General features: G+C 66.2%; 13 protein-coding genes. 6 read left to right on the top strand and 7 right to left on the bottom strand.

Annotation, left to right across the window (positions count from 1 at the left end; all coding sequences use genetic code 11):
• Positions 1 to 559: 559 nt before the first annotated feature.
• Positions 560 to 721: a rubredoxin gene (locus BMY12_RS05985; RefSeq protein ID WP_093283397.1), complete on the bottom strand. Its 162-nt coding sequence runs from the start codon at positions 719 to 721 to the stop codon at positions 560 to 562.
• 23 nt (positions 722 to 744) lie between these two features.
• Positions 745 to 1,641, bottom strand: a complete 897-nt coding sequence (locus BMY12_RS05980; RefSeq protein WP_177188867.1) for a fatty acid desaturase family protein — start codon at positions 1,639 to 1,641, stop codon at positions 745 to 747.
• Between the two features lie 255 nt (positions 1,642 to 1,896).
• Here BMY12_RS05980 and BMY12_RS05975 point away from each other — a divergent pair, with 255 nt between their 5' ends.
• The 5 genes from BMY12_RS05975 (at position 1,897) to BMY12_RS05955 (ending at position 11,487) form a co-directional block, all read left to right on the top strand.
• Positions 1,897 to 3,597 (top strand): AMP-binding protein, encoded by a 1,701-nt coding sequence (locus BMY12_RS05975; protein WP_093283858.1) that lies wholly within the window; start codon positions 1,897 to 1,899, stop codon positions 3,595 to 3,597.
• A gap of 195 nt (positions 3,598 to 3,792) precedes the next feature.
• Positions 3,793 to 6,429 (top strand): DUF1302 domain-containing protein, encoded by a 2,637-nt coding sequence (locus BMY12_RS05970; protein WP_177188866.1) that lies wholly within the window; start codon positions 3,793 to 3,795, stop codon positions 6,427 to 6,429.
• 76 nt (positions 6,430 to 6,505) lie between these two features.
• The gene (locus BMY12_RS05965; RefSeq protein WP_245732379.1) at positions 6,506 to 7,843 is read left to right on the top strand and encodes a DUF1329 domain-containing protein; all 1,338 of its coding nucleotides are present in this window, start codon (positions 6,506 to 6,508) and stop codon (positions 7,841 to 7,843) included.
• Positions 7,844 to 7,921: 78 nt separating this feature from the next.
• Positions 7,922 to 10,516: an efflux RND transporter permease subunit gene (locus BMY12_RS05960; protein ID WP_093283386.1), complete on the top strand. Its 2,595-nt coding sequence runs from the start codon at positions 7,922 to 7,924 to the stop codon at positions 10,514 to 10,516.
• Positions 10,513 to 11,487 carry a WD40/YVTN/BNR-like repeat-containing protein gene (locus BMY12_RS05955; RefSeq protein ID WP_093283384.1) on the top strand — a complete coding sequence of 325 codons (975 nt, stop codon included), beginning with the start codon at positions 10,513 to 10,515 and terminating at the stop codon, positions 11,485 to 11,487. The genes BMY12_RS05960 and BMY12_RS05955 overlap by 4 nt, the downstream gene beginning before the upstream one ends.
• Before the next feature lie 276 nt (positions 11,488 to 11,763).
• Here BMY12_RS05955 and BMY12_RS05950 read toward each other — a convergent pair whose 3' ends face one another.
• Entirely contained in the window at positions 11,764 to 12,513 is a 750-nt protein-coding gene (locus tag BMY12_RS05950) for a 16S rRNA (uracil(1498)-N(3))-methyltransferase (protein ID WP_093283381.1), read from the bottom strand.
• A gap of 146 nt (positions 12,514 to 12,659) precedes the next feature.
• Between BMY12_RS05950 and BMY12_RS05945 the strand changes: the two genes are divergently transcribed.
• A complete protein-coding gene (locus tag BMY12_RS05945; protein ID WP_177188865.1) occupies positions 12,660 to 14,150 on the top strand; it encodes a S41 family peptidase in 1,491 nt (496 codons plus the stop codon).
• A gap of 41 nt (positions 14,151 to 14,191) precedes the next feature.
• On the opposite strand, the gene malQ is transcribed toward BMY12_RS05945, so the two are convergent.
• From malQ to glgC, 4 genes are all read right to left on the bottom strand, one after another.
• A complete protein-coding gene (malQ, locus tag BMY12_RS05940; protein ID WP_093283376.1) occupies positions 14,192 to 16,276 on the bottom strand; it encodes a 4-alpha-glucanotransferase in 2,085 nt (694 codons plus the stop codon).
• Positions 16,273 to 18,399, bottom strand: a complete 2,127-nt coding sequence (gene glgX / locus BMY12_RS05935) for a glycogen debranching protein GlgX (protein WP_093283374.1) — start codon at positions 18,397 to 18,399, stop codon at positions 16,273 to 16,275. Before glgX ends, malQ begins: the two co-directional genes overlap by 4 nt.
• An 807-nt stretch (positions 18,400 to 19,206) precedes the next feature.
• Positions 19,207 to 21,402, bottom strand: a complete 2,196-nt coding sequence (gene glgB / locus BMY12_RS05930) for a 1,4-alpha-glucan branching protein GlgB (protein WP_093283371.1) — start codon at positions 21,400 to 21,402, stop codon at positions 19,207 to 19,209.
• A 43-nt stretch (positions 21,403 to 21,445) separates the two neighbouring features.
• Positions 21,446 to 22,699 carry a glucose-1-phosphate adenylyltransferase gene (glgC, locus tag BMY12_RS05925; RefSeq protein WP_093283369.1) on the bottom strand — a complete coding sequence of 418 codons (1,254 nt, stop codon included), beginning with the start codon at positions 22,697 to 22,699 and terminating at the stop codon, positions 21,446 to 21,448.
• Positions 22,700 to 22,711: the final 12 nt, after the last annotated feature.

Raw genomic sequence — 22,711 nt, 5'->3', positions numbered from 1 at the left:
TGGCGCCGGCTTCGCCGGTGCCTGAGCTGTGCAACGTGCTCGGGGCCGTTGCGGACACGCCATCCCTGGCGTGGCCGCAACTGAGCCGCCCTTGCCAAGCGGCTCTCCCCTGCGCTCGCCGCACAGCTCAGCGCCAGAGACGGGGACCCCAACGTCAAAAGCAACAGCAGCTTTGCGCGACGAGCGTCGCTGCGCTGTGCTTTGCTGTGGCTTTGCTCTTAACCCCCCTTTGCCTCGCACCGAGCAGCGCAGCGAGCGCAGGGGAGAATCGAACAGGATGTTCGATTCAGTTGCATACAGGCCATGGATGGCCTGTATGCGACGGCCCCGAGCACGTGAGCAGCGCAGGCTGCCGGCGCCGCGACAGCGGCGACGGATGCGAGGCGTAGGGCGTGCTTTCTCTTGGGTACTTCTCTTTGCACGAGCAAAGAGAAGTACCTCGGGCGCCGGAGGCGCACGAAACCAAGGCGAGATCGAGAGACACACTAAGCCAAGACCCGCAAGGCCATGGCGGGTTACGGCGCTTGCGCGCCTAACCCGCCCTACGAAACTCTCGGTGTTAAGCGAGCAGCTCATAGTCGTGCTTGCCAGCCCCGCAGTCCGGGCACAGCCAAGTCTCCGGCAGGTCTTCCAGGCGCGTGCCGGGGGCGATGCCGTTGTCGGGATCGCCGAGGGCTTCGTCATAGATGTGGGAGCAGTAGCGGCACTGCCATTTGCGCACGGGGTTCTCCGTATCGTGTTGGATCAGCCGGCGCTGCGCGCCAGATGGATTTCGGGATGGATGGCAAAGCCCTTCTGGATCGCGAGATCGTGCTGCTCCAGCTGCGGACGCAGCAGGCGCCAGACCTTGCCGTTGTTGTAGAAGGGCGTGGTCGGGTAGAGGTGATGCATGAGGTGGTAGTTCTGGAACTGCAGCAGCGGGTCCAGCAGCCACTCGTGGCCCAGGCGGACCGTGGTGGCACGCGTGAAGTTCTGCGACTGCGGCGTGTCATGCGGCACATGCGGCAGCCAGAAGAAGGCGAAGCCCTGCATCATCTGCAAGAGGCGCGAGGGAATCAGCCACAGCATCAGCACCTGCTCGCCATAGCCCTGCCAGATCAGTACGGCCACTGCGGCCAGGAAGATGGCGGTGCCGATCAGCGATTTGCGCAGGAAGCCGCGCGCCACGGCATCGCCCATGCGCAGCACGTAGACGAAATACAGCAGGTCGATGAAGGCCCAGCGCAAGGGCAGCTGCCACCAGGGGCCCTGCATCACCAGATCGGGGTCGCGGGCGTCGCCGGTGAAGCGGTGGTGCTGGATGTGCCCCCAGCGGAACAGGCCCAGGTGCACGTACGGCAGCATCAGCCACAGCGCCATCTGGCCCAGGCGGTCGTTGAGCTTGGTGTCGCGGCACATGGCGCGGTGGATGCAGTCATGCGCCAGGGTGAAGCCGATGTAACCCAGCAGGCTGTTGATCACCGCGCCCAGCCACAGCGGCATCAGGCCGGCGAAGCCCAGCACATAGGAAGTGCTGAGGCTGATCATCACAAAGGCCCAGAGCATGAGCGTGGGCCAGGCGTACGCCGGGGCGCGGGTCAGCAGCTGCAGCTGGCTGCGCTGCGCGGCGGACAGGCTGTCGGGAGCAATGATGTGGTGCATGGGCGGCTCTCGGGGCAAGGTCATCGATGCCGCATAGCCTGCCCAAGCCCCTACCGCGCCGGCATCGTCATATGTGACGATGGCGCCGGGCTGGCTGAGGGCCGCCGGGGGGCGGATCGTCAGTAATGACGAGGACGCCAGCCCATCCCGGGGCCTAGCGTCTCGGGCTCAGACAACAAAGAACGAGGGAGGGGTGTCCATGCGCAGTTTCGCGTTGTGGAACCATGCGGCTGCGAGCCGCCGGGCTGGCCGCGCATGAACGCGCAGGTGCCGCAGGCCCCGGCCCGGCAGCAAAAAGCGTTTCTGCCGCTGGAGCAGCTGTGCCAGTGGGAGAGCCGCAGCCCCGGCCGGACCTGGCTGGTGCAGCCGCTCAAGAACGGTGAGGTCAAGACCTTCACCTGGGGCGAGGGTCTGGCGCAGGTGCGCAAGCTGGCCGAGCATCTGCAGAAGACTTACGCGCCCGGCAGCCGCATCGCGCTGCTGTCCAAGAACAGTGCCTGGTGGTTCATCGCCGACTTTGCGATCTGGGCGGCCGGGCATGTCAGCGTGCCCATCTATCCCAGCCTCACCGGCGACTCGGTGCGTCAGGTGCTGGAACTCAGCGGCGCCAGCGCGCTGATCGTGGGCAAGCTCGATGACTGGGAGAGCATGGCCGGCGGCGTGCCCGCCGAACTGCCGATGATCCGTCTGCCGGAGGCAGCGCCTTCGCGCGGCGAAGAATACGAAGCGCTGCTGGGTCGCTACAGCGGCCTGTCCGGCGAGCTGCGCCGTGACGGCGCCGATCTGGCCACCATCATCTACACCTCGGGTACGACAGGCGTGCCCAAGGGCGTGATGCATTCCTTCCTCAACATGGCCAAGGCCACGCGCGTGCTGATCGAGCAGGTGCAGGCCACGCCCGAGGACCGGCTCATTTCCTATCTGCCCACCGCGCATGTCGCCGACCGTCTGCTGTCGCAGCTGCTGTCGGTGGGCTGCGGCTGCCGGGTGTTCTTCTGCGAAGCGCTGGAGACTTTCGCGCGCGATCTGCAGCGCGCGCGACCGACGATCTTTTTGTCGGTGCCGAGGCTGTGGCTGAAATTCCAGATGGCCGTGCAGGCCAGGCAGCCGCAGGAGAAGCTGGACCGCCTGCTGTCGCTGCCGCTGATCGGCGCTCTGGTGCGGCGCAAGATCCGCAAGGCCCTGGGCCTGGACGCGGTGCGCGTGGCCATGAGCGGCACCGCGCCGCTGTCGGCGGAGGTGATTCACTGGTACCGGCGCCTGGGCATCGAGATTCTCGAAGGCTATGGCATGACCGAAAACTTCGCGGTCTCGCATGGCAATGCCGTGGGTCATTCGCTGCCGGGTTCGGTGGGCGTGCCGCAGGCCGGCGTGAGCGTGAAGCTGGACGAGAAGGGCGAGGTGCTGGTGAAGAGCCCCTGCCTGATGCTGGGCTACTACAACGATCCGGAGCGCACCCGCGAAGCCGTCACCGAGGACGGTTATCTGCGCACCGGTGATCTGGGCAGCATCGACGCGCAGAACCGGCTTACGCTCACCGGCCGTGCCAAGGAGCAGTTCAAGACCAGCAAGGGCAAGTATGTGGCGCCGGCGCCGATCGAGAACGCGCTCAACAATCATCCCAAGGTGGAAGCCAGTCTGGTGGCCGGTCTGGGCTTTGCCCAGCCCTTTGCGCTGCTGATGCTGGCGGCAGGCGAGTGGGAGCGCTGCCGCGCCGCAGCGCAGGAACGCGAGGCGCTGAGCCGGTCGCTGGAGGCGATGCGCCTGGAGATCAATGCCCGGCTCGATCCGCACGAGCGCCTGGATTTTCTGGTGGTGGTGCCGGAGCAGTGGAACATCGCCAACGGCTTTCTCACCCCCACGCTGAAGATCAAGCGCGCCGAGGTGGAGAAGTTCTACGGCACGCAGTTTCCGGTCTGGTCGGCGCAGCGGCGCGGCGTGGTCTGGGCACAGTGAGTTTGCCGCGCTGCGGGGCTCGTCTTTTTTTTGCGGCGTCACCGGCCGGGATCATCACTTCTGACGATATGAGCCGGGCGCCCTGAGGGTAGCGTATCGCGGGTGATGTTCCGGCCGGCGCGAGCCGCCGGCAAAGCACTCGGGCCGACAGAGCCCAAAGCCCCGGAACGGGGTAACAGCAGGGAGGAGAGAACGATGGGAGTCCGCGTGCCCGTGACGGCCAGGCTTGCTGCGGTTTCGTTCAGGAAGGGAAAGCGGCTGCGGCGCTGCGCGCTGGCGCTGCTGCTGACGCTGAGTGCGCAGCCGGCGCTGGCCTCGAAATTCCGGATTCCCTGGTTCGATGGTGAATCCTTCGAGGCGGTCTCCAACACCACGCTGATCGGCGGCGTGGAACTGCGCGTGGAAGCCCAGGATTCGCGCAAGCTGGCCAAGGGTGCGCTGGACCCGAACGTCTGCGGCCGCGATGCCGAGGGCAAGCTGCTCTACCAGAGCTGCCAGGGCCTGTTCCGCACCCAGGATTTCGTGTCCCGGCATTTCGTCGCGGCGCCGGGCTATGCCTCGTCCAATTTCGATCAGGGCGATCTGAACTACGAGCAATGGGACATCACGCAGTCCGGCGTGCGTCTCAACCAGGATCTCACCGTCACCTTCGGCGATCACGGCTGGCTGAAAGATGCCGGCTTCTTCGTCAAGGGCTTTGCGTTCTGGGACCCGGTCAACGACAACTTCGACGAGACCTACGCCAACCGCATCACCCGCGACAACTATCAGCAGTCGGGCTTCGTCTCCACGCCTGGGACCGAGCTGGTGCGGCTGGGCAATGTCTCGCAGGTGCTCTCCGCGCTCTCGCCCCTGGTCAGCGGCCTGGGACTGTCCGACAACGTGCTCGGACAGCTGCTGTCCAATCCCACCGCGATTCCGGTGCTGGGCGTGCGCAACGACTCCACGCCCTGTCCGGCGGCGCGCAATCCCGGCGGCCAGCCCTGCGGCATCGTCTATGGTCCGGGTCAGCGCATGAAGGTGCCGCGCAAGGATCGCCAGACCCTGGGCCAGATCGGCAAGAACATCGTGCTGCAGGATCTGAATTTCTACGGCGCGCTGGCCACGCCCTGGGAGCACGATGTGCGCTTCCGGGTCGGCCGCCAGCAGGTGTCCTGGGGCGAGGCGACCGTGGAGTTCCTGGGTTCGCTCAACATCGCCAACCCGCCCAACCTCAACAATCTGTTCCGCCTCGGCGGCAATGGCCTGGATGATTTCTACACGCCGCTGAACATGGTCTCGCTGTCCACCGCACTGATGGACGGCCTGTCGCTGTCGGCCTTCTATCAGCTGGAGTGGGAGCCGCTGCAGGCGCCCGCCGCCGGCGGTTTCTATTCGCCGGTGGACATCAATGTCCACAACGGTGGACAGCGCTATGTGACCCTGGGCTTCGGTCAGCTGCCCGATGATCCGGATGGCGTGGGCATGCTGCTGGACAATCCGCTGTCCGGCATCACCAATACCAGCGGCCGCATCCAGCGTCTGGCGGATCGTGAACCCAACAGCGATGGCCAGTACGGCATCCAGCTCAAGTATTACGCCGACTGGCTCAACGACGGCACCGACATCGGTTTGTACTTCGCCAACTATCACTCGCGCATTCCCATCGCCAGCCTGTACTCGGTGGATCGCAGCTGCATGAAGGACAGCACCACCACGCTGGGCTTCTCCCTGGCCTGTCCCGATCTGCCGCTGCTGCATGGCATCACCAATCCCAATGATCCGGCCGGCGCCACCTCCGACACCCTGGGCCTGGACTCGGCCAAGCTGGTGCTGGAATACCCGCGCAACATCCAGATGTACGGCCTGAGCCTCAACACCACCATCGGTGACTGGGCGCTGCAGGCGGAGCTGGCCTACCGTCCGCGCGATCCCATGCAGGTGGCGGTGATCGATCTGGCCTGGGCGGCCTTCGGGCCTTCGCTGTCCAACTGCCATATCGCGCCGGGCTGCCCGGCGGGCCTGGGTTCGGTGCCCGGCATCGGCACCAAGGCCGACGGCACCGTGGGCACCTATCCGGGCAGCCGCTACGTGGTGGACGAGCAGGGCACGCCGGGCGCCTACAACGACATCATCTTCGCGGCGGTCGGCGACATTCCCGGCTCCGGGCGTTCGTTTCCCAGCTTCGTGGTGCCGTATCGCGGCGGCACCGTGGGCATGAATCCGGCGAATTCCTATATCCGCGGCTGGGAGTATTTCCAGAGCCTGTCCTATGACCTGGGCGGCACCTATGTGGAAGGCAGCACCGATTTCACGCCGCATCTGATTCACGCCGATCAGGTGATCTGGCTGCTGGAACTGGGCGGCAATGTGGTGCCGGATCTGCCGGCGCTGGATCATCTGCAGCTGGAAGCGCCGGGGCTGCAGTACCACGCCAGCGCCGGCGCCGACGGCTCGGGTGCGGACCGCTCGCGCATGGCCTGTTCCACCAATGAAGCCTGCTCGTATGGTCCGGATGGCGTGCGCTTCAATCCGCACCAGCAGAACAAATCGCTGTTCCCGGACAAGTTCTCCGGCGGTTATGCGGCGGTGATTCTGATCCGCTACGAATCCGTGCTGCCGGGCATCAGCGTGCAGCCGCAGATCATCTTCAAGCACGACGTCTACGGCACTTCGCCGGGCCTGGCTGCCAACTATGTGCAGGGCCGCATCCTCTGGGACACCGGCATCGAAGTGCGTTACCGCTCCAACTTCTCGGTGAACCTGGGCTATCGCCTGATTGCCGGCGCCAGTGCCGCGAACCTGCTCAGCGACCGCGACAGCGCGCGCGTGTTTCTCAAGTATTCATTCTGAAATCGGCGCGGGCGCGCAGCGCTCCCGCCAGTGGGTCTTGCTAAGGAGAGAGGCGATGTACAGAGCAGGCAGAATCATGATCGCCGCCGCCGCGATGCTGGCATGCGGCAGTGCGACGGCGGCGGTGAGCGCGGACGAGGCGGCCAAGCTGGGCAACACCCTGACGCCGGTCGGCGCGGAGAAGGCCGGCAATGCCGCCGGCACCATTCCGGCCTGGACGCCTCTGACGCAGCATCCGGCGGCCTCGCTCAAGGGCGAGTACACCAGCGACGCGGCCATCGATGCGGAGAAGCCCGTTCTCACCATCACCAAGGCCAATATGGCGCAGTACGCCGACAAGCTGAGCGAAGGCCACAAGTACCTGCTCAAGACCTTCGACAGCTACAAGATGAACATCTACCCCAGTCATCGTCAGGTGGCCTGGCCGGCGGAGATCTACAAGGCCACGGCGGTGAACGCGACCAAGTGCCAGTTGCTGGGCGTGGACAATCCCGATGGCTGCTCGCTGGGCTTTCCGTTTCCGATTCCGAAGTCCGGCGCCGAGGTGATCTGGAACCACAAGCTCAAGTTCCGGGGTGAAGCCGCCACGCGCTACAACAACCAGATGATCGTGCAGCCGGACGGCACGTTCCAGTTCACCAACATCGTCGAGGACGTGAAGTTCTATTACGGCTCGATCGCCAAGCCCGTGCCGCTGACCAAGGACGCGGGCCTGTTCATCAAGTACTTCTCCAAGATCCAGGGTCCGCCGCGTCTGGCCGGCACCCTGATCCTGGTGCACGAGCGCGCCGGCGCGGGTCCGGAAGGGCGTCAGGCCTGGCTGTATGCGCCGGCGCTCAAGCGCATCCGGCGCGCGCCCACGGTGTGCTGCGACAACCCCGCGGAAGGCACCGATGGTCACCAGTTCTATGACCAGGTCGATATGTTCAACGGCATTCTCGACCGCTACACCTGGAAGATCGTCGGCAAGAAGGAGATGTACATCCCGAACAACTCCAACCTGATCGCCGGACCGAAGACCAAGTACAAGGACATCGTGCGGCCCAAGCATCTCAACCAGGATCTGCCGCGCTACGAGCTGCACCGCACCTGGGTGGTGGACGCGGACCTGCGTGCCGGCACCAATCACACCTTCAGGAAGCGCCGCTTCTATCTGGACGAGGACGGCTGGCAGATCGTGGCGGTGGACTGCTACGACGCCAACGGCAATCTGTTCCGTTTCCAGGAGGGCCATATGGTGGCGCTGGCCAATGTGCTGGGTTCGGGCACGCTGCCGGAGGTGATCTATCACTTCGACACCGGCCGCTACTTCATCACCGCGCTGGCCAACGAGGATCAGCCCAACGACTACACGCGGCAGTTCGACGAGAGCTATTTCGATCCGGATGCCGTGCAGAAGCGCGCCAACAAGTAAGCGTATCGGCCGGACGCGAGCGCGGGGTGCTCGCGTCCGGTTTCACCAGGGCCGGCTTTCCACGTAAAGAGAATCAGGATGCATAGCGATCCGCGCGGGCGCTTCTCGCAGTTGTTCATCCGGCTCACCGAGCCGATCGTGTTCGGACGGCGCCCGATCACGCTGACGGTGATTGCGCTGGTCACGCTGCTGATGGCCTGGCAGGCCGCGCATCTGCGTCTGGATGCCGGCTTCGACAAGCAGCTGCCGAAGAATCACCCTTACATCCAGATCTTCCAGAAGTACCAGAGCCAGTTCGGTGGTGCCAACACCGTGCTGTTTGCGCTGGTGCAGAAGGAGGGGCAGGGCGACATCTACGAGCCGCGCTATCTGGAAACCCTGCGCGGCCTGACCAAGGCGGTGTTCTTCACGCCGGGCGTGGACCGTCCGCGGGTGAGTTCCATCTTCACGCCGGACGTGCGTTATCTGGAAACCGTGGAAGACGGCTTCCAGGGCGGCAATGTGATCCCCGCCGAGTACGCGCCGACGCCGGAGATGATGAAGCAGGTGCGCTCCAACGTTTCCAAGGCCGGCATCATCGGCCGTCTGGTCGCCAATGATCAGCGCGGCGCCATGGTGTTCAGCGAGCTTCTGGAAAGCGATCCGGTCACCGGCCAGCGGCTCGACACCATCGCCGTGGCGCACAAGATCGAAGCGGTGCGCCAGCAGTTCCTGTCGCCGACGCGGTATGACCTGAAGCTCAGGCAGGCGCAGGGCGCGCATGCGGCGGGCGAGACGATGGCATCGGTTTATACCGACCCGCGTGGGCTGTGGTTTTCCTGGCGCGACCATGAATTCAAGCTGCCCGGCGAGGAAGCGCCGCTCAAGCTCAAGGGCCATGCCTTGACGGTTGAGGCGGTGCCCAATCCGGATTACAACCCGAACGTCGACATCCACATCGCCGGTTTTGCCAAGGTGGTGGGCGACATCGCCGATGCCACGCTGGAAGTGGTGAGCTTCTTCGGCCTCACCCTGTTTCTCACCTGGCTGGTGCTGTGGTGGTACACCGGCTCGGCCAAGGTGGCGCTGCTGCCGCTGGGCTGCGGACTGCTGGCCGTGGTCTGGGAGCTGGGCATTCTGCACATGGCCGGTTACGGCCTGGACCCTTTCGCGATTCTGGTGCCGTTCCTGGTGCTGGCCATCAGCGTCTCGCACGGCATCCAGATCACCAGCTTCTGGCTGCTGGAGATTGCCAGCAAGGGCTGCAGCAGCTTCGAGGCCTCGCGCAACACCTACAAGCGTCTGGTGATTCCGGGCATCACCGCGCTGCTCACCAATGTCGTGGGCTTCGGCACCATCCTGCTGATTCCGGTGGGCATCGTGCGCGAGATGGCCATCAATGCCATGTTCGGCCTGGTGGCGGTGATCGTCTGCAAGAAGATCCTGCTGCCCTGCCTGCTGTCCTACGTGAAGATTCCCGATCCCGAGCGCTTCCGTCAGCACCAGCAGCGCCGCGACGCGATGTTCCTGCCCTTGTGGCGGGCGCTGTCGGCCATCACCGAGCGGCCGGTGGCCATCGTCGTGCTGCTGGCCGGCGCGGCGGCCTGGGCCGGTGCCGAATACATCTCGCGCGATCTCAAGTACGGCGAGCTGCACGCCGGCGTGCCGGAACTCAAGCCCGACTCGCGCTACAACCGCGACTCCGAGGCCATCGTGAGGAATTTTGCGATTGGCGTGGACGTGATCAAGGTGATTGCCGAAACCAAGGCCAATGGCTGCATCGATTACGACACCATGGCCGAGATCGATCGCTTCTCCTGGCACATGAAGGGCATCCCCGGTGTGCAGTCCACGATCTCGCTGATCCAGGCCGAGAAGAGCGTGTTCCAGGCCTTCAACGAGGGTAATCCGAAGTTCTATACGCTGCCGCGCGACAGCGACGGTCTGGTGCTGGCCGGCCAGCAGTTCCCCACCTCTAGCGGCCTGCTCAATGCCGACTGCAGCGCCATTCCGATGTTCATCTTCACCAGGGATCACAAGGCCGAGACCATCGACAGCGTGGTGGCCGGCGTGAACCGTTTCATCGCCGCGCAGAAGCCGGACAGCGCCGTGAAGCTGCGCATGGCCACCGGCAATGTCGGGGTGATGGCCGCCACCAATGACACGGTGCGCGAGTCCGACAAGAAGGTGCTGCTCTGGCTGTACGTCTGCATCGCCGCCTGCGTCTGGCTGTCGTTCCGCAGCTTCGCCGGCCTGGTCTGCGTGCTGCTGCCGCTGGCTGCGGTCTCGGTGCTGACTTATGCGGTGATGGTGTTCCTGGACATCGGCGTCACGGTCTCCACGCTGCCGGTGGCCGCGTTTGCCGCCGGCATCGGCGTGGACTACGGCATCTACATCTTCAGCGTGCTGGAGGAGTGCGTGATGGAGCGGCGCATGCGGCTGCGCGAGGCTTATGTGGAGACGCTCAACCAGACCGGCAAGGCGGTGATCGTCACCGCGCTGGCGCTGGCGGCCAGCGTCTGCACCTGGCTGCTCTCCGGCCTGCAGTTCCAGATCAACATGGGCATTCTGCTGACCATCATGTTCCTCGCCAATGCCGTGGCCGCCGTGCTGCTGCTGCCGGCCTTCGCTGCCTTCCTGCTGCGTCGCGCGCCCGCCCCCATGGTGCCGGCCGCCGGAGTGTCCGCGCCATGAAATCCCTTCGCACGGTGGTTCTGGGCATGAGTCTGGCGCTGGCGGTTCTGGGCGGTGGCGTGGCGCTGATGCAGTCGGCGCGCGCGGCGATTGCGCCGCAGCCTTCCGATCCCTCGCCGCTGGCGGCGCAAGGTCTGCTGCTGGACATCGCGCGGGCCGGCGCGCGTCTGGTGGCGGTGGGTGAGCGCGGGCATATCGTCTATTCCGATGACGGCAAGCACTGGCTGCAAGCCAGGGTGCCGGTGGATGCGCTGCTCACGGCGCTGAGTTTTGTCGATGACCGGAACGGCTGGGCCGTGGGTCATGACAGCGTGATTCTGCGCAGCCGTGATGGCGGGCAGAGCTGGCAATTGCAGAACTTCCAGCCGGAGGAGCACAAGCCGCTGCTGGACGTGCTGTTCCTGTCCGCGACGGAAGGCTATGCCATCGGCAGCTTCGGTCTGTTCCTGTACACGCAGGACGGCGGCGAGCACTGGCGCAACGCCGATCCCGGTCTGTTCGCCGAAGCCGGGCGTCATCTCAATGCCATCACGCGGCTGGCCGACGGGCGCTTCGTGCTGGTGGGCGAGGCGGGTTTTGCCGCGCAGTCGGAGGATGGCAGGCAGTGGTCGGCACTGACGATTCCTTATCAGGGTTCGCTGTTCGGCGTGCTGCCTTTCGGTGAGCACGGTGCTGTGGCCTATGGCCTGCGGGGCAATGTGTTCTGCAGCGCCGCGCCGGGCACGCAGGACTGGAACAGCGTCGCCACGCAGACCACGCGCTCCATTTTCGGCGGCACGGCGCTGAGCGCCGAGGAGCTGCTGCTGGTCGGCGCCGATGGCCTGAGCCTGCGCGTGGCGGGCTGTGCGCAAAGCCAGGCGCAACTGGGCCGCGCAGGCGAGGGCTCCTTGTCGGCGGTGGTGAAAGGCGCAAGCGGACTGCTGGTCGTGGGCGAGCGCGGCGTGCAAGCCCTGAGCACCGCGCAACGCTGAACCGCAGTTCTCCGCGCATCAATCGTAAATCGTAGACCTGCAGGGCGGGGCAGGCGCACCAGCGCCGTAACCCGCCATGGCTTTGCTGATTGTTGCTGCGTGTGCTGCTCGATCTATTGGCTTCTTCCGCCGCCCTCCGGCGGCGGACGAAACGACCATCGGATCAAGAGCAACCATTCAAAGACCACAGCAAAGCCCGGCGGGCTACGGCGCTATCGCGCCTGACCCGCCCTACTGCTTCGAGTGTGACTGGCGTTCGCGTCGCGGCAGCGGCGCTTATGGTGGTGGGGTGCCGCCCCAGTCGCCCCACATTGCCTGCATCGCGGCCAGCGCCGCAATGCCTGCTGTCTCCGTGCGCAGCACGCGCGGGCCCATGCGGATGCCGGTGAAGCCGGCTTCGTGGGCGCGATGCAGTTCGTGTTCGGAAAGACCACCCTCCGGACCCACCAGCAGCGTCAGCGGGCCGCGCGGCGGCGGCAGCTCGCGCAGGCCGTGATGTGCCAGCGGATCGAGCGTGAGCCGCTCGCCGTGCGCATCCTCGCGATCCAGCCAGCTGGGCAAGGCTTCAACGTCCGCAAGCTGCGGCACCCGGGTGCGGCCGGATTGCTCGCAGGCGCTGACGATCACGCCGCGCCAGTGCTCCAGCTTCTTGTCCCAGCGCTCGGCGTCCAGACGCACCACGCTGCGCGAGGACAGCAGGGGCACGATGCGCGTTACGCCCAGCTCCACGGCTTTCTGCAGGGTGTAGTCCATGCGCTCGCCCTTGGCGATGCATTGCGCCAGCATCAGGTCCAGCGGCGATTCGCGCGCCACGTTCACGAAGGCGCCGATGCGCGCACGGGCTTCGCGCTTGCCGATCTCGATGATCTCGGCTTCATACTCGCCGCCGCGACCGTCGAAGGCTATGAAGCGCTCGTTCTGGCGCAGGCGCAGCACCTGCACCAGATGCCGATAGGCGTCCTCGGGCAGCGTCAGCGTGGTATCGCTCTGCAGCGGGACGGGGAAATGAATGCGGGGCTGGCTCATGGGCGCAAGGATAATCAGCGCGCGTGGCTGCCGCCATGCGCCGGGACAAGGCGTGCGCTGGATCGCCTTGCGGGTTTGCCCGAGTGCCCGGACCGCCGCCGGCAAACTACACTGCCTTCCGGTTCTGGTCTGACGGGAAATGCGCCATGCTGAGGCTCAAGACCGCTGTCGGCTGCCTGGCCTGTCTGCTGGCGGGCCTGCTGTCGTCCTGTGGCGGGGGTGGTGGCGGTGCGCAGCTGGCTTCCGACAAGCTGGCGCAGATCTGCATGGCGCCGCGCAGCGGTGTCGATCCTTACACCGGCAAGCGCTACACGGATCGCGCCGGCACGCTGGGCAGCGAGCAGCGCTGGCTCGATGCCTACATGCACGAGATCTATCTCTGGTATCCGGAGATTCCCGGCGTCAACGCCAGTGCCTACAGCCTGGCCGCCTATGGCTCGGTCTACGACGCGATGGCGGCCTACTTCAAGGCGCTGCGCACGCCCGCCATCACCAGCAGCGGCAAGCGCAAGGACCCGTTCAGCTTCGTCTATCCCACGGACGAGTGGAACGCGCAGTCGAGCGAGGGCCTGAGTGTGGGGTATGGCATGCAGATCCGTCTGGTGGCGAACCGGCCGCCGCGTCAGGCGGTGGTGGTGGCGGTGGATGCCGGCACCTCGGCGGACGCGCAGGGCATCGCCCGGGGAGCGCAGATTCTGGCCATCGACGGCGTGGATATGGTCAATGACGGCACGCAGGCGGGCGTGGACACGCTCAACGCCGGCCTGTTTCCGGCCAGTGCCGGCGAGCAGCACCGCTTCAACATCCAGGACTTCGGCAGCAGCGGCACGCGCGAGCTGGTGCTCACCGCGCAGTCCTTTACCGAGCGGCCGGTGCCTTTGGTGAAAACCCTGGAAACCGCCAGTGGCAAGGTCGGCTACATCCTGTTCAACGATCACATCGCCACCGCCGAGGGTGCGCTGTACGAGGCGGTGCAGCAGCTGTCCGCCGCCGGCATCCAGGATCTGGTGCTGGACCTGCGCTACAACGGCGGCGGTTATCTGGATATCGCCAGCGAGCTGGCCTACATGATCGCCGGCGCCAGCGCCACGCAGAACAAGGTCTTCGAACGGCTCAGCTTCAACGACAAGAATCCGCGCGCGGCGGGGGATGCGGCCACGCCGTTTCACGCCACGGCGCAGGGCTTCGATGCCTCGCTGCCGGAGGGCACCGCGCTGCCACAGCTGAATCTGCAGCGCCTCTATGTGCTGCTCACCGGCGACACCTGCTCGGCCAGCGAGGCGGTGATCAACAGCCTGCGCGGCGTCGATGTGGACGTGGTGCTGATCGGCGAGACCAGCTGCGGCAAGCCTTATGGTTTCTACGCCCAGGACAACTGCGGCATCAGCTATTTCGCCATCGAGTTCTCCGGCACCAATGCCAAGGGCTTTGGTGATTACGCCGATGGGTTCACGCCGACCTGCGCGGTCGATGACGATTACAGCCACGAACCGGGTGATGCCGGGGAAGGCATGCTGGCAGCGGCGCTGAGCTATCGGCAAAGCGGCGTCTGCCCAGGCAACGCCAAGCGCGCATCCCTCAGCGGTGGCAGGCTGCTGCGCTCGCCCGTCAAGGAAAACGCCTGGCGACGGCGCTGAAGCCAGGGCCTGTTGACCTTCACTTTGCGCGCAACCGACCGTTAGTCGTGGCGCGGGCGTTCTTCGCGCAGCAGCGCCAGGCGCGCCGATGCGCCATTGAGCAGCGCCTCGCTCTCCTGCGGCAGGCGCCGCTGCCAGTTGGGATGTTCGGCGATGGTGCCGGGCAGGTTCGGCTGTTCGCTGAGCCCGGCCAGATCTTCGATGGGCGCCATCGCCAGCGGCGCCGGGGTGCGCGCCACGAAGCGCAGCGCGGCATCGATGGCCGGCTCGGCGGATTCCGGCGCGGCATCGCTGCCCTGGGCCACGCCGGCGTAGCGAAGCGCCGCCCATAGTGTCTGACGATCCCGCGCCCGCACGGCGCGTTCCTGTTCGGGCGTGACGCCCGGCTCCAGCAGATCCAGCTTCACCCGCCAGTCGACATCGCGGCCATACCACCAGCCGGCGACGCTGGGCAGATCGTGCGTGGTGGTGGTGGCCATGGCCTCGGCGCTCCAGCGCCCGGGCTCCACGAACAGGCCATGATCGCGTTCGAACCACAGCACGCGCATGCCCATCAGGGCTTTTTCCTGAAGCTGCTCGCGGAAGCCCTCGGGCACGGTGCCGAGGTCTTCGCCGATGATCACCGCGCGGTGGCGCGCCGACTCCAGTGCGATCAGGCGCAGCAGATCCTGCTGCGGATACTGCAGGTAGGCGCCGGCCGTGGCCTGCGCGCCTTCCGGCACCAGCCACAGGCGGCGCAGGCCCAGCACGTGATCGATGCGCAGGCCGCCGACCTGGCGCAGGCTGGCGCGCAGCAGTTCGATGAAGGGCGCGTAGCCATGCGCGCGCAGCGCGCGCGGCGAGAACGCGGTGAGGCCCCAGCTCTGGCCGAGGGCATTGAGCAGATCGGGCGGGGCGCCCACCGAGATGCCGCTGAGCATTTCGTGCTGACGGCTCCAGGCATGGCTGCCGCCGCTGCTGGTGCCCACCGCCAGATCACCGATCAGGCCGATGCGCATGCCGCTGTCCAGCGCCGCCGCCTGCGCGCTGCACAGGCTGCGCGCCGCCAGCCACTGCGCGAAGAGATGAAACTCCAGTTCCTCGGTATCGCCGGCCACCGCGCGCGCCACCGCCGGCGAGCGCGCATCCCGCAGCGGCGCCGGCCAGTCGCGCCAGTGCCAGCGCCCCTGCGCCAGCTCGCGCGCATGCAGCACTTCGAAGCGCGCATGGTCCAGCAGCGCCTCGCCGCCGGCCTTGCAGAACGCGCTGAACTCACTGTGATGGCGGCCGCCTTCGCGCAGGCTCTCGCGCAGCTGCGCGTGCACCGTGCGCAGCAGCTGCAGGCGCAGGCGCGCGGCTGCCGGCCAGTCGATCAGCGTCAGCTGTTCCAGACGTTCGCGCTCGGTGGCCAGGCGCGCCTCGCTGAGCAGCAGCTGCAGGCCGGCTTCGCCGATCAGTTCCGCCGGGTCGCCGTAGAGCGTGTTGAGCAGCAGGCGGCTGGAGGGCGCATAAGGACTGTAGTGATTCACGTCGGCGGCGAACTGCGCGTGCACCGGGCTGATCGCCACGGCATCGGCGCCGCGCGCAGCGGCGGCCTGTGCGAAACCGCGCAGCGCGGCAAAGTCGCCGAAGCCCGTGCACTGCGGCGCGCGCAGCGCGTAGAGCTGCGTGGCGATGCCCCAGAGCCGCGACTGCGGCGCGATGTCGGCGATGGCATGGCAGCGCGGCGGCGCCACCGCCAGGGTGATTTCGCGATCCGCGAGCTGCGCGCGGTGATAACCCGGCGGCAGGCGCGTGTCCGCCGCCAGATGTGCAGCGTCACGCCGATGCAGCTTCAGCAGCAGGCGCTGCCCGTCCTCGCAGAGCACCGGCAGCTGCGCGCCCTCGTCGAGTTCGCCGGCGGGCAGCAGCAGCTCGGCGTCGCTGCTGGCGGTGAGCAGCGGCGGCAGCTGTGACTGGCTCTGCTCGGCGCGGGCGCGGGCATGCGAATCGGCCAGCTGCTGCGCGCTGGCGCAGGGCAGCTCCAGCGCTTCGAGCAGGGTGCGCAGGGTGTCGTCGGAGACACTGCGCGAGACGCCGCGATAATCGGTCCACTGCGTGGCAATGCCGGCGATGGCGGCGAGGTCCTGCAGCTGCGGCGAACTCATGACGCGACTCCGCGACTCGGAAGATAGGTGGCGGTCAGCAGCATCAGGCTGTGACCGACGATTTCGATCTGCATGTCCGCGACTGCTTCGACGCCGCGCCCGGGCTGCGCGCTGTCCAGCAGCAGCTGATACTCGGCCAGCGGCGGCGGCAGCTGGAAGCGATGCGCGCCGCTGTCGGCATTGAACAGCACGATCAGCAGCTCGATGCGCTCGTCCTCGCGCGCCGCCGCGCGCCGCAGCCCCAGCAGGCGCGCATTGGCGTTGTGCCAGTCGCCAGAACTCAAGGCCTGGCCGCGCTCGTCGAACCAGTGCACATCACGCAAATCTTCGGCCAGTTCCAGGCGGGCGTGCTGGAAGTAGTCGGCGCGCAGCAGGGGCTGGCTGCGGCGCAGCTCCAGCAGGCGGCGGCTGAATTCCAGCAGTTCCGCGCCCGGCGGCGAGTCCGGCAGCGACCAGTCGAGCCAGCTCAGCTCATTGTCCTGGCAGTAGGCGTTGTTGTTGCCCTGCTGCGTGTGGCCGAACTCATCGCCGGCCAGCAGCATGGGCGTGCCCTGCGAGAACAGCAGGGTGGCGAGCATGGCGCGCTGGATGCGCGCGCGCTGTGCCAGCACTGCTTCGTTGCCGGTTTCGCCTTCGATGCCCCAGTTGTAGCTGTCGTTGCGGTCGTTGCCGTCGCGGTTGTCCTCGCCGTTGGCGAGATTGTGCTTGACGTTGTAGCTGGTGAGATCGCGCAGGGTGAAGCCGTCATGCGCGGTGATGAAGTTGAGGCTCGCCCAGGGCTTGCGGCGATGATGATCGAACAGTTCCGCCGAGCCTTGCAGACGCGCCGCCAGCGCCGGACGCATGCCGGCGTCGCCGCGCCAGTAGCGGCGCACCTCATCGCGGAACTTGTCGTTCCACTCCGCCATGCCGGCGGGATGCCGGCCCAGCTGATAACCGCCGGGCCCCAGGTCCCAGGGCTCGGCGATCAGCTTGCAGCGGCTCAGCAGCGGGTCCTGCATCATCGCGTCGAACAGGCCCGCGCCGGTGTCGAAGCCCAGCGGCTCGCGGCCCAGGGTGGAGCTCAAGTCGAAGCGGAAGCCATCGACATGAAACTCGCTCACCCACCAGCGCAGCGAGTCCATGACCAGGCGGATCACCTGCGGATGCGAGCTGTTGATGGTGTTGCCGCAGCCGGTGTCGTTGATGTAGTAGCGCGGCTCATTGGGCAGCAGGCGGTAGTAGCTCGCATTGTCCAGGCCGCGCAGGGATAGCGTCGGTCCCAGCTCGTTGCCTTCGGCGGTGTGGTTGTAGACCACATCGAGAATGACTTCGATGCCGGCGGCGTGCAGCTGTCTCACCGCCCATTTCAGCTGGCCCAGGGTGCCGTCGGACAGATACGCCGGATGCGGCGCGAAATAGGCCAGGGTGTTGTAGCCCCAGTAATTGACCAGTTCCTTTTCCACCAGGAAGCGGTCATGCACGAAGGCGTGTACGGGCAGCAGTTCAACGGCCGTCACGCCCAGGCGCTGCAGATATTCGATGCTGGCGGGATGGCCCAGGGCGCCGAAGGTGCCGCGATCATGCGGCAGGATTTCTTCGCGGCGCATGGAGAAGCCGCGCAGATGCATCTCGTAGATCACGGTGTCCGACCAGGGCGTACGCGGCGCGTGCTCGTTGCCCCAGTCGAAGTAGTCGTCCACCACCACGGCCTTGGGCATGAAGGCGGCGCTGTCGCGGCGGTCGAAGGACAGATCGCCCTTGGGCGAGCCGATGCGATGGGCGAACAGCGCGTCATGCCATCTGAGCGTGCCCTGCAGCTGGCGTGCGTAGGGATCGAGCAGCAGCTTGTGGGCATTGAAGCGATGACCATGCAGGGGCTCGTAGGGCCCGTAAGCGCGATAGCCGTATGCAAGGCCCGGCCGTGCCTGGGGCAGGTAGCCGCGCCAGATGCCATCGCTGCAATCGGGCATGGCATAGCGACGCTCATGACGCCCGGCGGCATCGAACACGCAAAGTTCGATGCGTTCGGCGTGTTGCGAGAACAGCGAGAACAGCACACCGCGACCGTCCCACTGTGCGCCGAGCGGGGCGCCGTAGTGGCTGCGGTCGGGAGGCAGGAGGCGGTCGGGCAGGTCCATCATGGCGCGTGGCCTCCGATGCTGACGCTGCGCGCAAAGCTAGCGTCAACCATGACGCCAACCGTAGGGCAGGTTAGGCGCGCAGCGCCGTAACCCGCCGCTTTGGCTTTGTTGTTTGCTGCTGGGTTTGGCTCTCGATTGATTGGCTTCTTCCACCGCCCTCCGGCGGCGGACTTACTTCTCTTTGCTTGTGCAAAGAGAAGTAAGCAAGAGAAAGCACACCCCGGCTCTGGCGCCGGCTGCGCCGGTCCCTGAGCTGTGCAACGTGCTCGGGGCCGTCGCAGACACGCCATCCCTGGCGTGGCTGCAACTGAGCCGAACTTCCTGTTCGGCTCTCCCCTGCGCTCGCCGCACAGCTCAGCGCCAGAGACGGGGACCCCAAAGTCAAAAGCCACAGCAGCTTCGCGCGCGAAGCTCTGCTTTGCTGTTGCCTTTAACCCCCTTTGCCTCGCACCGAGCAGCGCAGCGAGCGCAGTGGGAGAATCGAACAGGAAGTTCGATTCAGTTGCAGCCGCGCCATGGATGGCGCGTCTGCAACGGCCCCGAGCACGCGAGCAGCGCAGGCTGCCGGCGCCGCGACAGCGGCGACGGATGCGAGGCGTAGGGCGTGCTTTCTCTTGGGTACTTCTCTTTGCACGAGCAAAGAGAAGTACCTCGGGCGCCGGAGGGCGCACGAAACCAAGCGCAGATCGAGCATCACACCGAGCAGCAACAGCAAAGCCATGGCGGGTTACGGCGCTGGCGCGCCTAACCCGCCCTACGATTGCTGCGCGTGTGGCACGGTCTGGCATCTGCATCTGCATCTGCATCTCAGCTGCCATGCCGCAGAATCAGCGCCGCCAGCGGCGGCAGGTTCAGGACCAGCGATTGCGCCTGCCCATGGCTGGGCACCGCCTCGCTGTGCAGCAGCCCGCCATTGCCCAGATTGCTGCCGCCGTAATGCTGCGAATCACTGTTGAGCAGTTCGCGCCAGCTGCCCGCCGCCGGCACGCCCAGGCGATAGCCCGGACGGGGCACCGGTGTGAAGTTGAGCAGCACCACGATGGCCGGTGCGTCCTGCGCATAACGGGCGTAGGCATACAGGCTGTGCGCGGCATCGTCGGCGCTGAGCCAGGCGAAACCATCGCCTTGCGCATCGCGTGCATGCAGGCCCGGCTCTTCGCGATACAGACGGTTCAAGTCGCCAATCAAGCGCTGCACGCCGGCATTGGGCGCCTGCGCCAGCAAGGGCCAGTCCAGCTCCGTGTCGTGATTCCACTCGCGGGCCTGCGCAAACTCACCGCCCATGAACAAGAGCTTCTTGCCCGGATGCGTCCACATCCAGCAGAACAGCGTGCGCAGATTGGCAAAGCGCTGCCATTCATCGCCGCTCATCTTGTTGATCAGCGAACCCTTGCCGTGCACCACCTCATCGTGCGAGAGCGGCAGCACGAATCTTTCGGAGAAGGCGTAGAGCAGGCTGAAGCTGAGATCGCGGTGATGATGGCGGCGATGCACCGGATCACGCTGTGCGTAGCGCAGGCTGTCGTGCATCCAGCCCATGTTCCACTTGTAGTGAAAGCCCAGGCCGCCGTGCTCGATATCGTTGGATACGCCCGGCCAGGCCGTGGATTCCTCGGCGATCATGATCGCGCCCGGACAGCGCTGCCGCACCACGCGATTGAGTTCGCGCAGAAAGGCCACGTTCTCCAGGTTCTCGCGGCCGCCGTATTGATTGGGCACCCACTCGCCGGACTTGCGCGAGTAATCGCGGTAGAGCATGGAGGCCACGGCGTCCACGCGCAGACCGTCGATGTGGTACTCCTGCAGCCAGTGCAGGGCGCTGGCGATCATGAAGCCCATCACCTCGCGACGGCCGAGGTTGTAGATCAGGGTGTTCCAGTCCTGATGAAAACCTTCGCGCGGGTCTTCGTGCTCGTAGAGCGCGGTGCCGTCGAAGCGCGCCAGGCCATGCGCATCGGTGGGGAAATGCGCGGGCACCCAGTCGAGAATCACGCCGAGGCCGGCCTGATGGCAGCGGTCCACGAAACGCTTGAAGGCCTCCGGCTCGCCGAAGCTGGCCTGTGGCGCGAACAGCCCCAGGGGCTGATAGCCCCAGGAGCCGCCGAAAGGATGCGCCATCACCGGCAGCAGCTCGATATGCGTGAAGCCCAGCTGCTGCACATAGGGAATCAGCTGATCGCCCAGCTCGTCCCATTGCAGCGAAGGCCGGCCCGGATCCCAGCGGCGGCGCCAGGAGGCGGCGTGCAGCTCGTAGATGCTGATCGGCGCCTGCGCGCTCTGGCGCTGCGCGCGCTGCGCCAGATAATCCTGGTCCTGCCAGTCGTAATCCTGGTTGCCCGCGACCACCGAGGCGCAGCCGGGCGCGGCCTCGGCCTGCCGCGCCAGCGGATCGGCCTTGCGCGGCAGCAGGCCCTGCGCGCCGCGGATCTCGTATTGATAGAGGCAGCCTGCGCTCAGGCGCGGGATGAACAGCTCCCAGACGCCGGAGTCGCCGCGCCGGCGCATCGGATGGCGACGCCCGTCCCAGCTGTTGAAGTCGCCGATCACCGACACGCGCCGGGCATTCGGCGCCCAGACCGCGAAGCGCACGCCCGGCACCTCGCCGATGCGCAGCAGCTGCGCGCCCAGGCAGTGTCCGAGCCGGTAGTGGCGGCCTTCGTTGAACAGATGCAGATCCAGATCGCCCAGCAGCAGACCGTAGCTGTAGGGGTCCTCGGTTTCCTGGATCGCCTCCGGCCAGTGGATGCGCAGACGATACGGCGCATCGCCCGGCACCGCGCCGGCGTAGAGACCGTCCAGCTGTTGCGGCGCCAGCTTGGCGAGCACCAGATCGCTGTGGTGCGCGATGACCTCCACCGCGCGTGCCGAAGGCAGATAGGCGCGGATCACCCGGGCCTGGCCGCGACCATGCGGGCCCAGCCAGGCGAAGGGATCCTCGCAGCGACCCTCGGCCAGCGCATGGGCGATATCGTCAGGCAGCGACGCGGAATGCGGAACGGGCATGGGAGCCTTGTGATGAAGGAGTGCCAGCGGGCCGGACGGGACTTCAGCTCAGCAGCATCTCACGCGTGACCAGGGTGACGCCGCCCTCGCTCAGGTGGAACAGCTTGCGGTCGCGCTCGGGGTTTTCGCCGATCACGGTGTCGTCGGGAATCACGCAGCCTTCATCGATGATGGCATTGCGGATGCGGCAGTTGCGGCCGACGGTGACATTGGGCAGCAGCAGGGTCTTCTCGACATGGCTGCCGGACTCCACGCGCACATTGGAGAACAGCACGCTGCGGATCACCTGCGCGCCGGAGACGATGCAGCCGCCGGCGACCATGGAGTCGATGGCGCTGCCGCGACGGTTGGGTTCATCGAACACGAACTTCGCCGGCGGCGCCTGCAGCTGATGCGTCCAGATCGGCCAGTCGTTGTCGTAGAGATTGAGTTCGGGCTGCACGTCCACCAGTTCCAGATTGGCCTGCCAGTAGGCATCGATGGTGCCGACGTCGCGCCAGTAGCCCTGCTTGCGGCTGTCGTAGAGATCGGTGAAGGGATAGGCGTACACCGAGCCTTCCTTGATGGCATTGGGCACGATGTCCTTGCCGAAGTCGTGGCTGGATTCGGCCACGCCGGCATCGGCCATCAGGCGGCGCAGCAGGAACAGCGCGTCGAAGACATAGATGCCCATGCTGGCCAGGGCGCGGTCCGGCTTGCCGGGAAGCGGCTCGGGATGCTTGGGCTTTTCATCGAAGCGCAGCACCCGCGTGCTGTTGTCGATCTGCATCACGCCGAAGCTGCGCGCCTCGTCCAGCGGCACTTCCAGGCAGCCGACGGTGAGCATGGCGCCGGTGCTGGCGTGATGCGCCAGCATGCGGCCGTAGTCCATCTTGTAGACGTGATCGCCGGCCAGCACCAGCACATAGGCCGGCTGATGCTCCTTGATGAACTCCAGGTTCTGATACACCGCATCGGCGGTGCCGGAATACCAGGAGGCGATTTCCGAGCGCTGCTCGGCGGGCAGCAGTTCCACGAACTCGCCGAACTGGCCGCGCAAGAAACTCCAACCGGTCTGCAAGGGCCGGATCAGCGACTGGCTCTTGTATTGCGTGAGCACGCCGATGCGGCGGATGCCGCTGTTGATGCAGTTGGAGAGGGTGAAGTCGATGATGCGGAACTTGCCGCCGAAGGGCACCGCCGGCTTGGCGCGGGCGCTGGTCAATTGCATCAGACGCGAACCGCGTCCGCCGGCCATCACCAGCGCCAGGGTTTCGCGCGTGAGGCGGCTGACGAATCGGGTATCACCTGCAGTCATGTTTCTCTCTTT

It is taken from the genome of Solimonas aquatica (assembly GCF_900111015.1).
GTDB classification, from domain to species: domain Bacteria; phylum Pseudomonadota; class Gammaproteobacteria; order Nevskiales; family Nevskiaceae; genus Solimonas; species Solimonas aquatica.
This window is presented reverse-complemented; position numbering and strand designations above follow the sequence as displayed.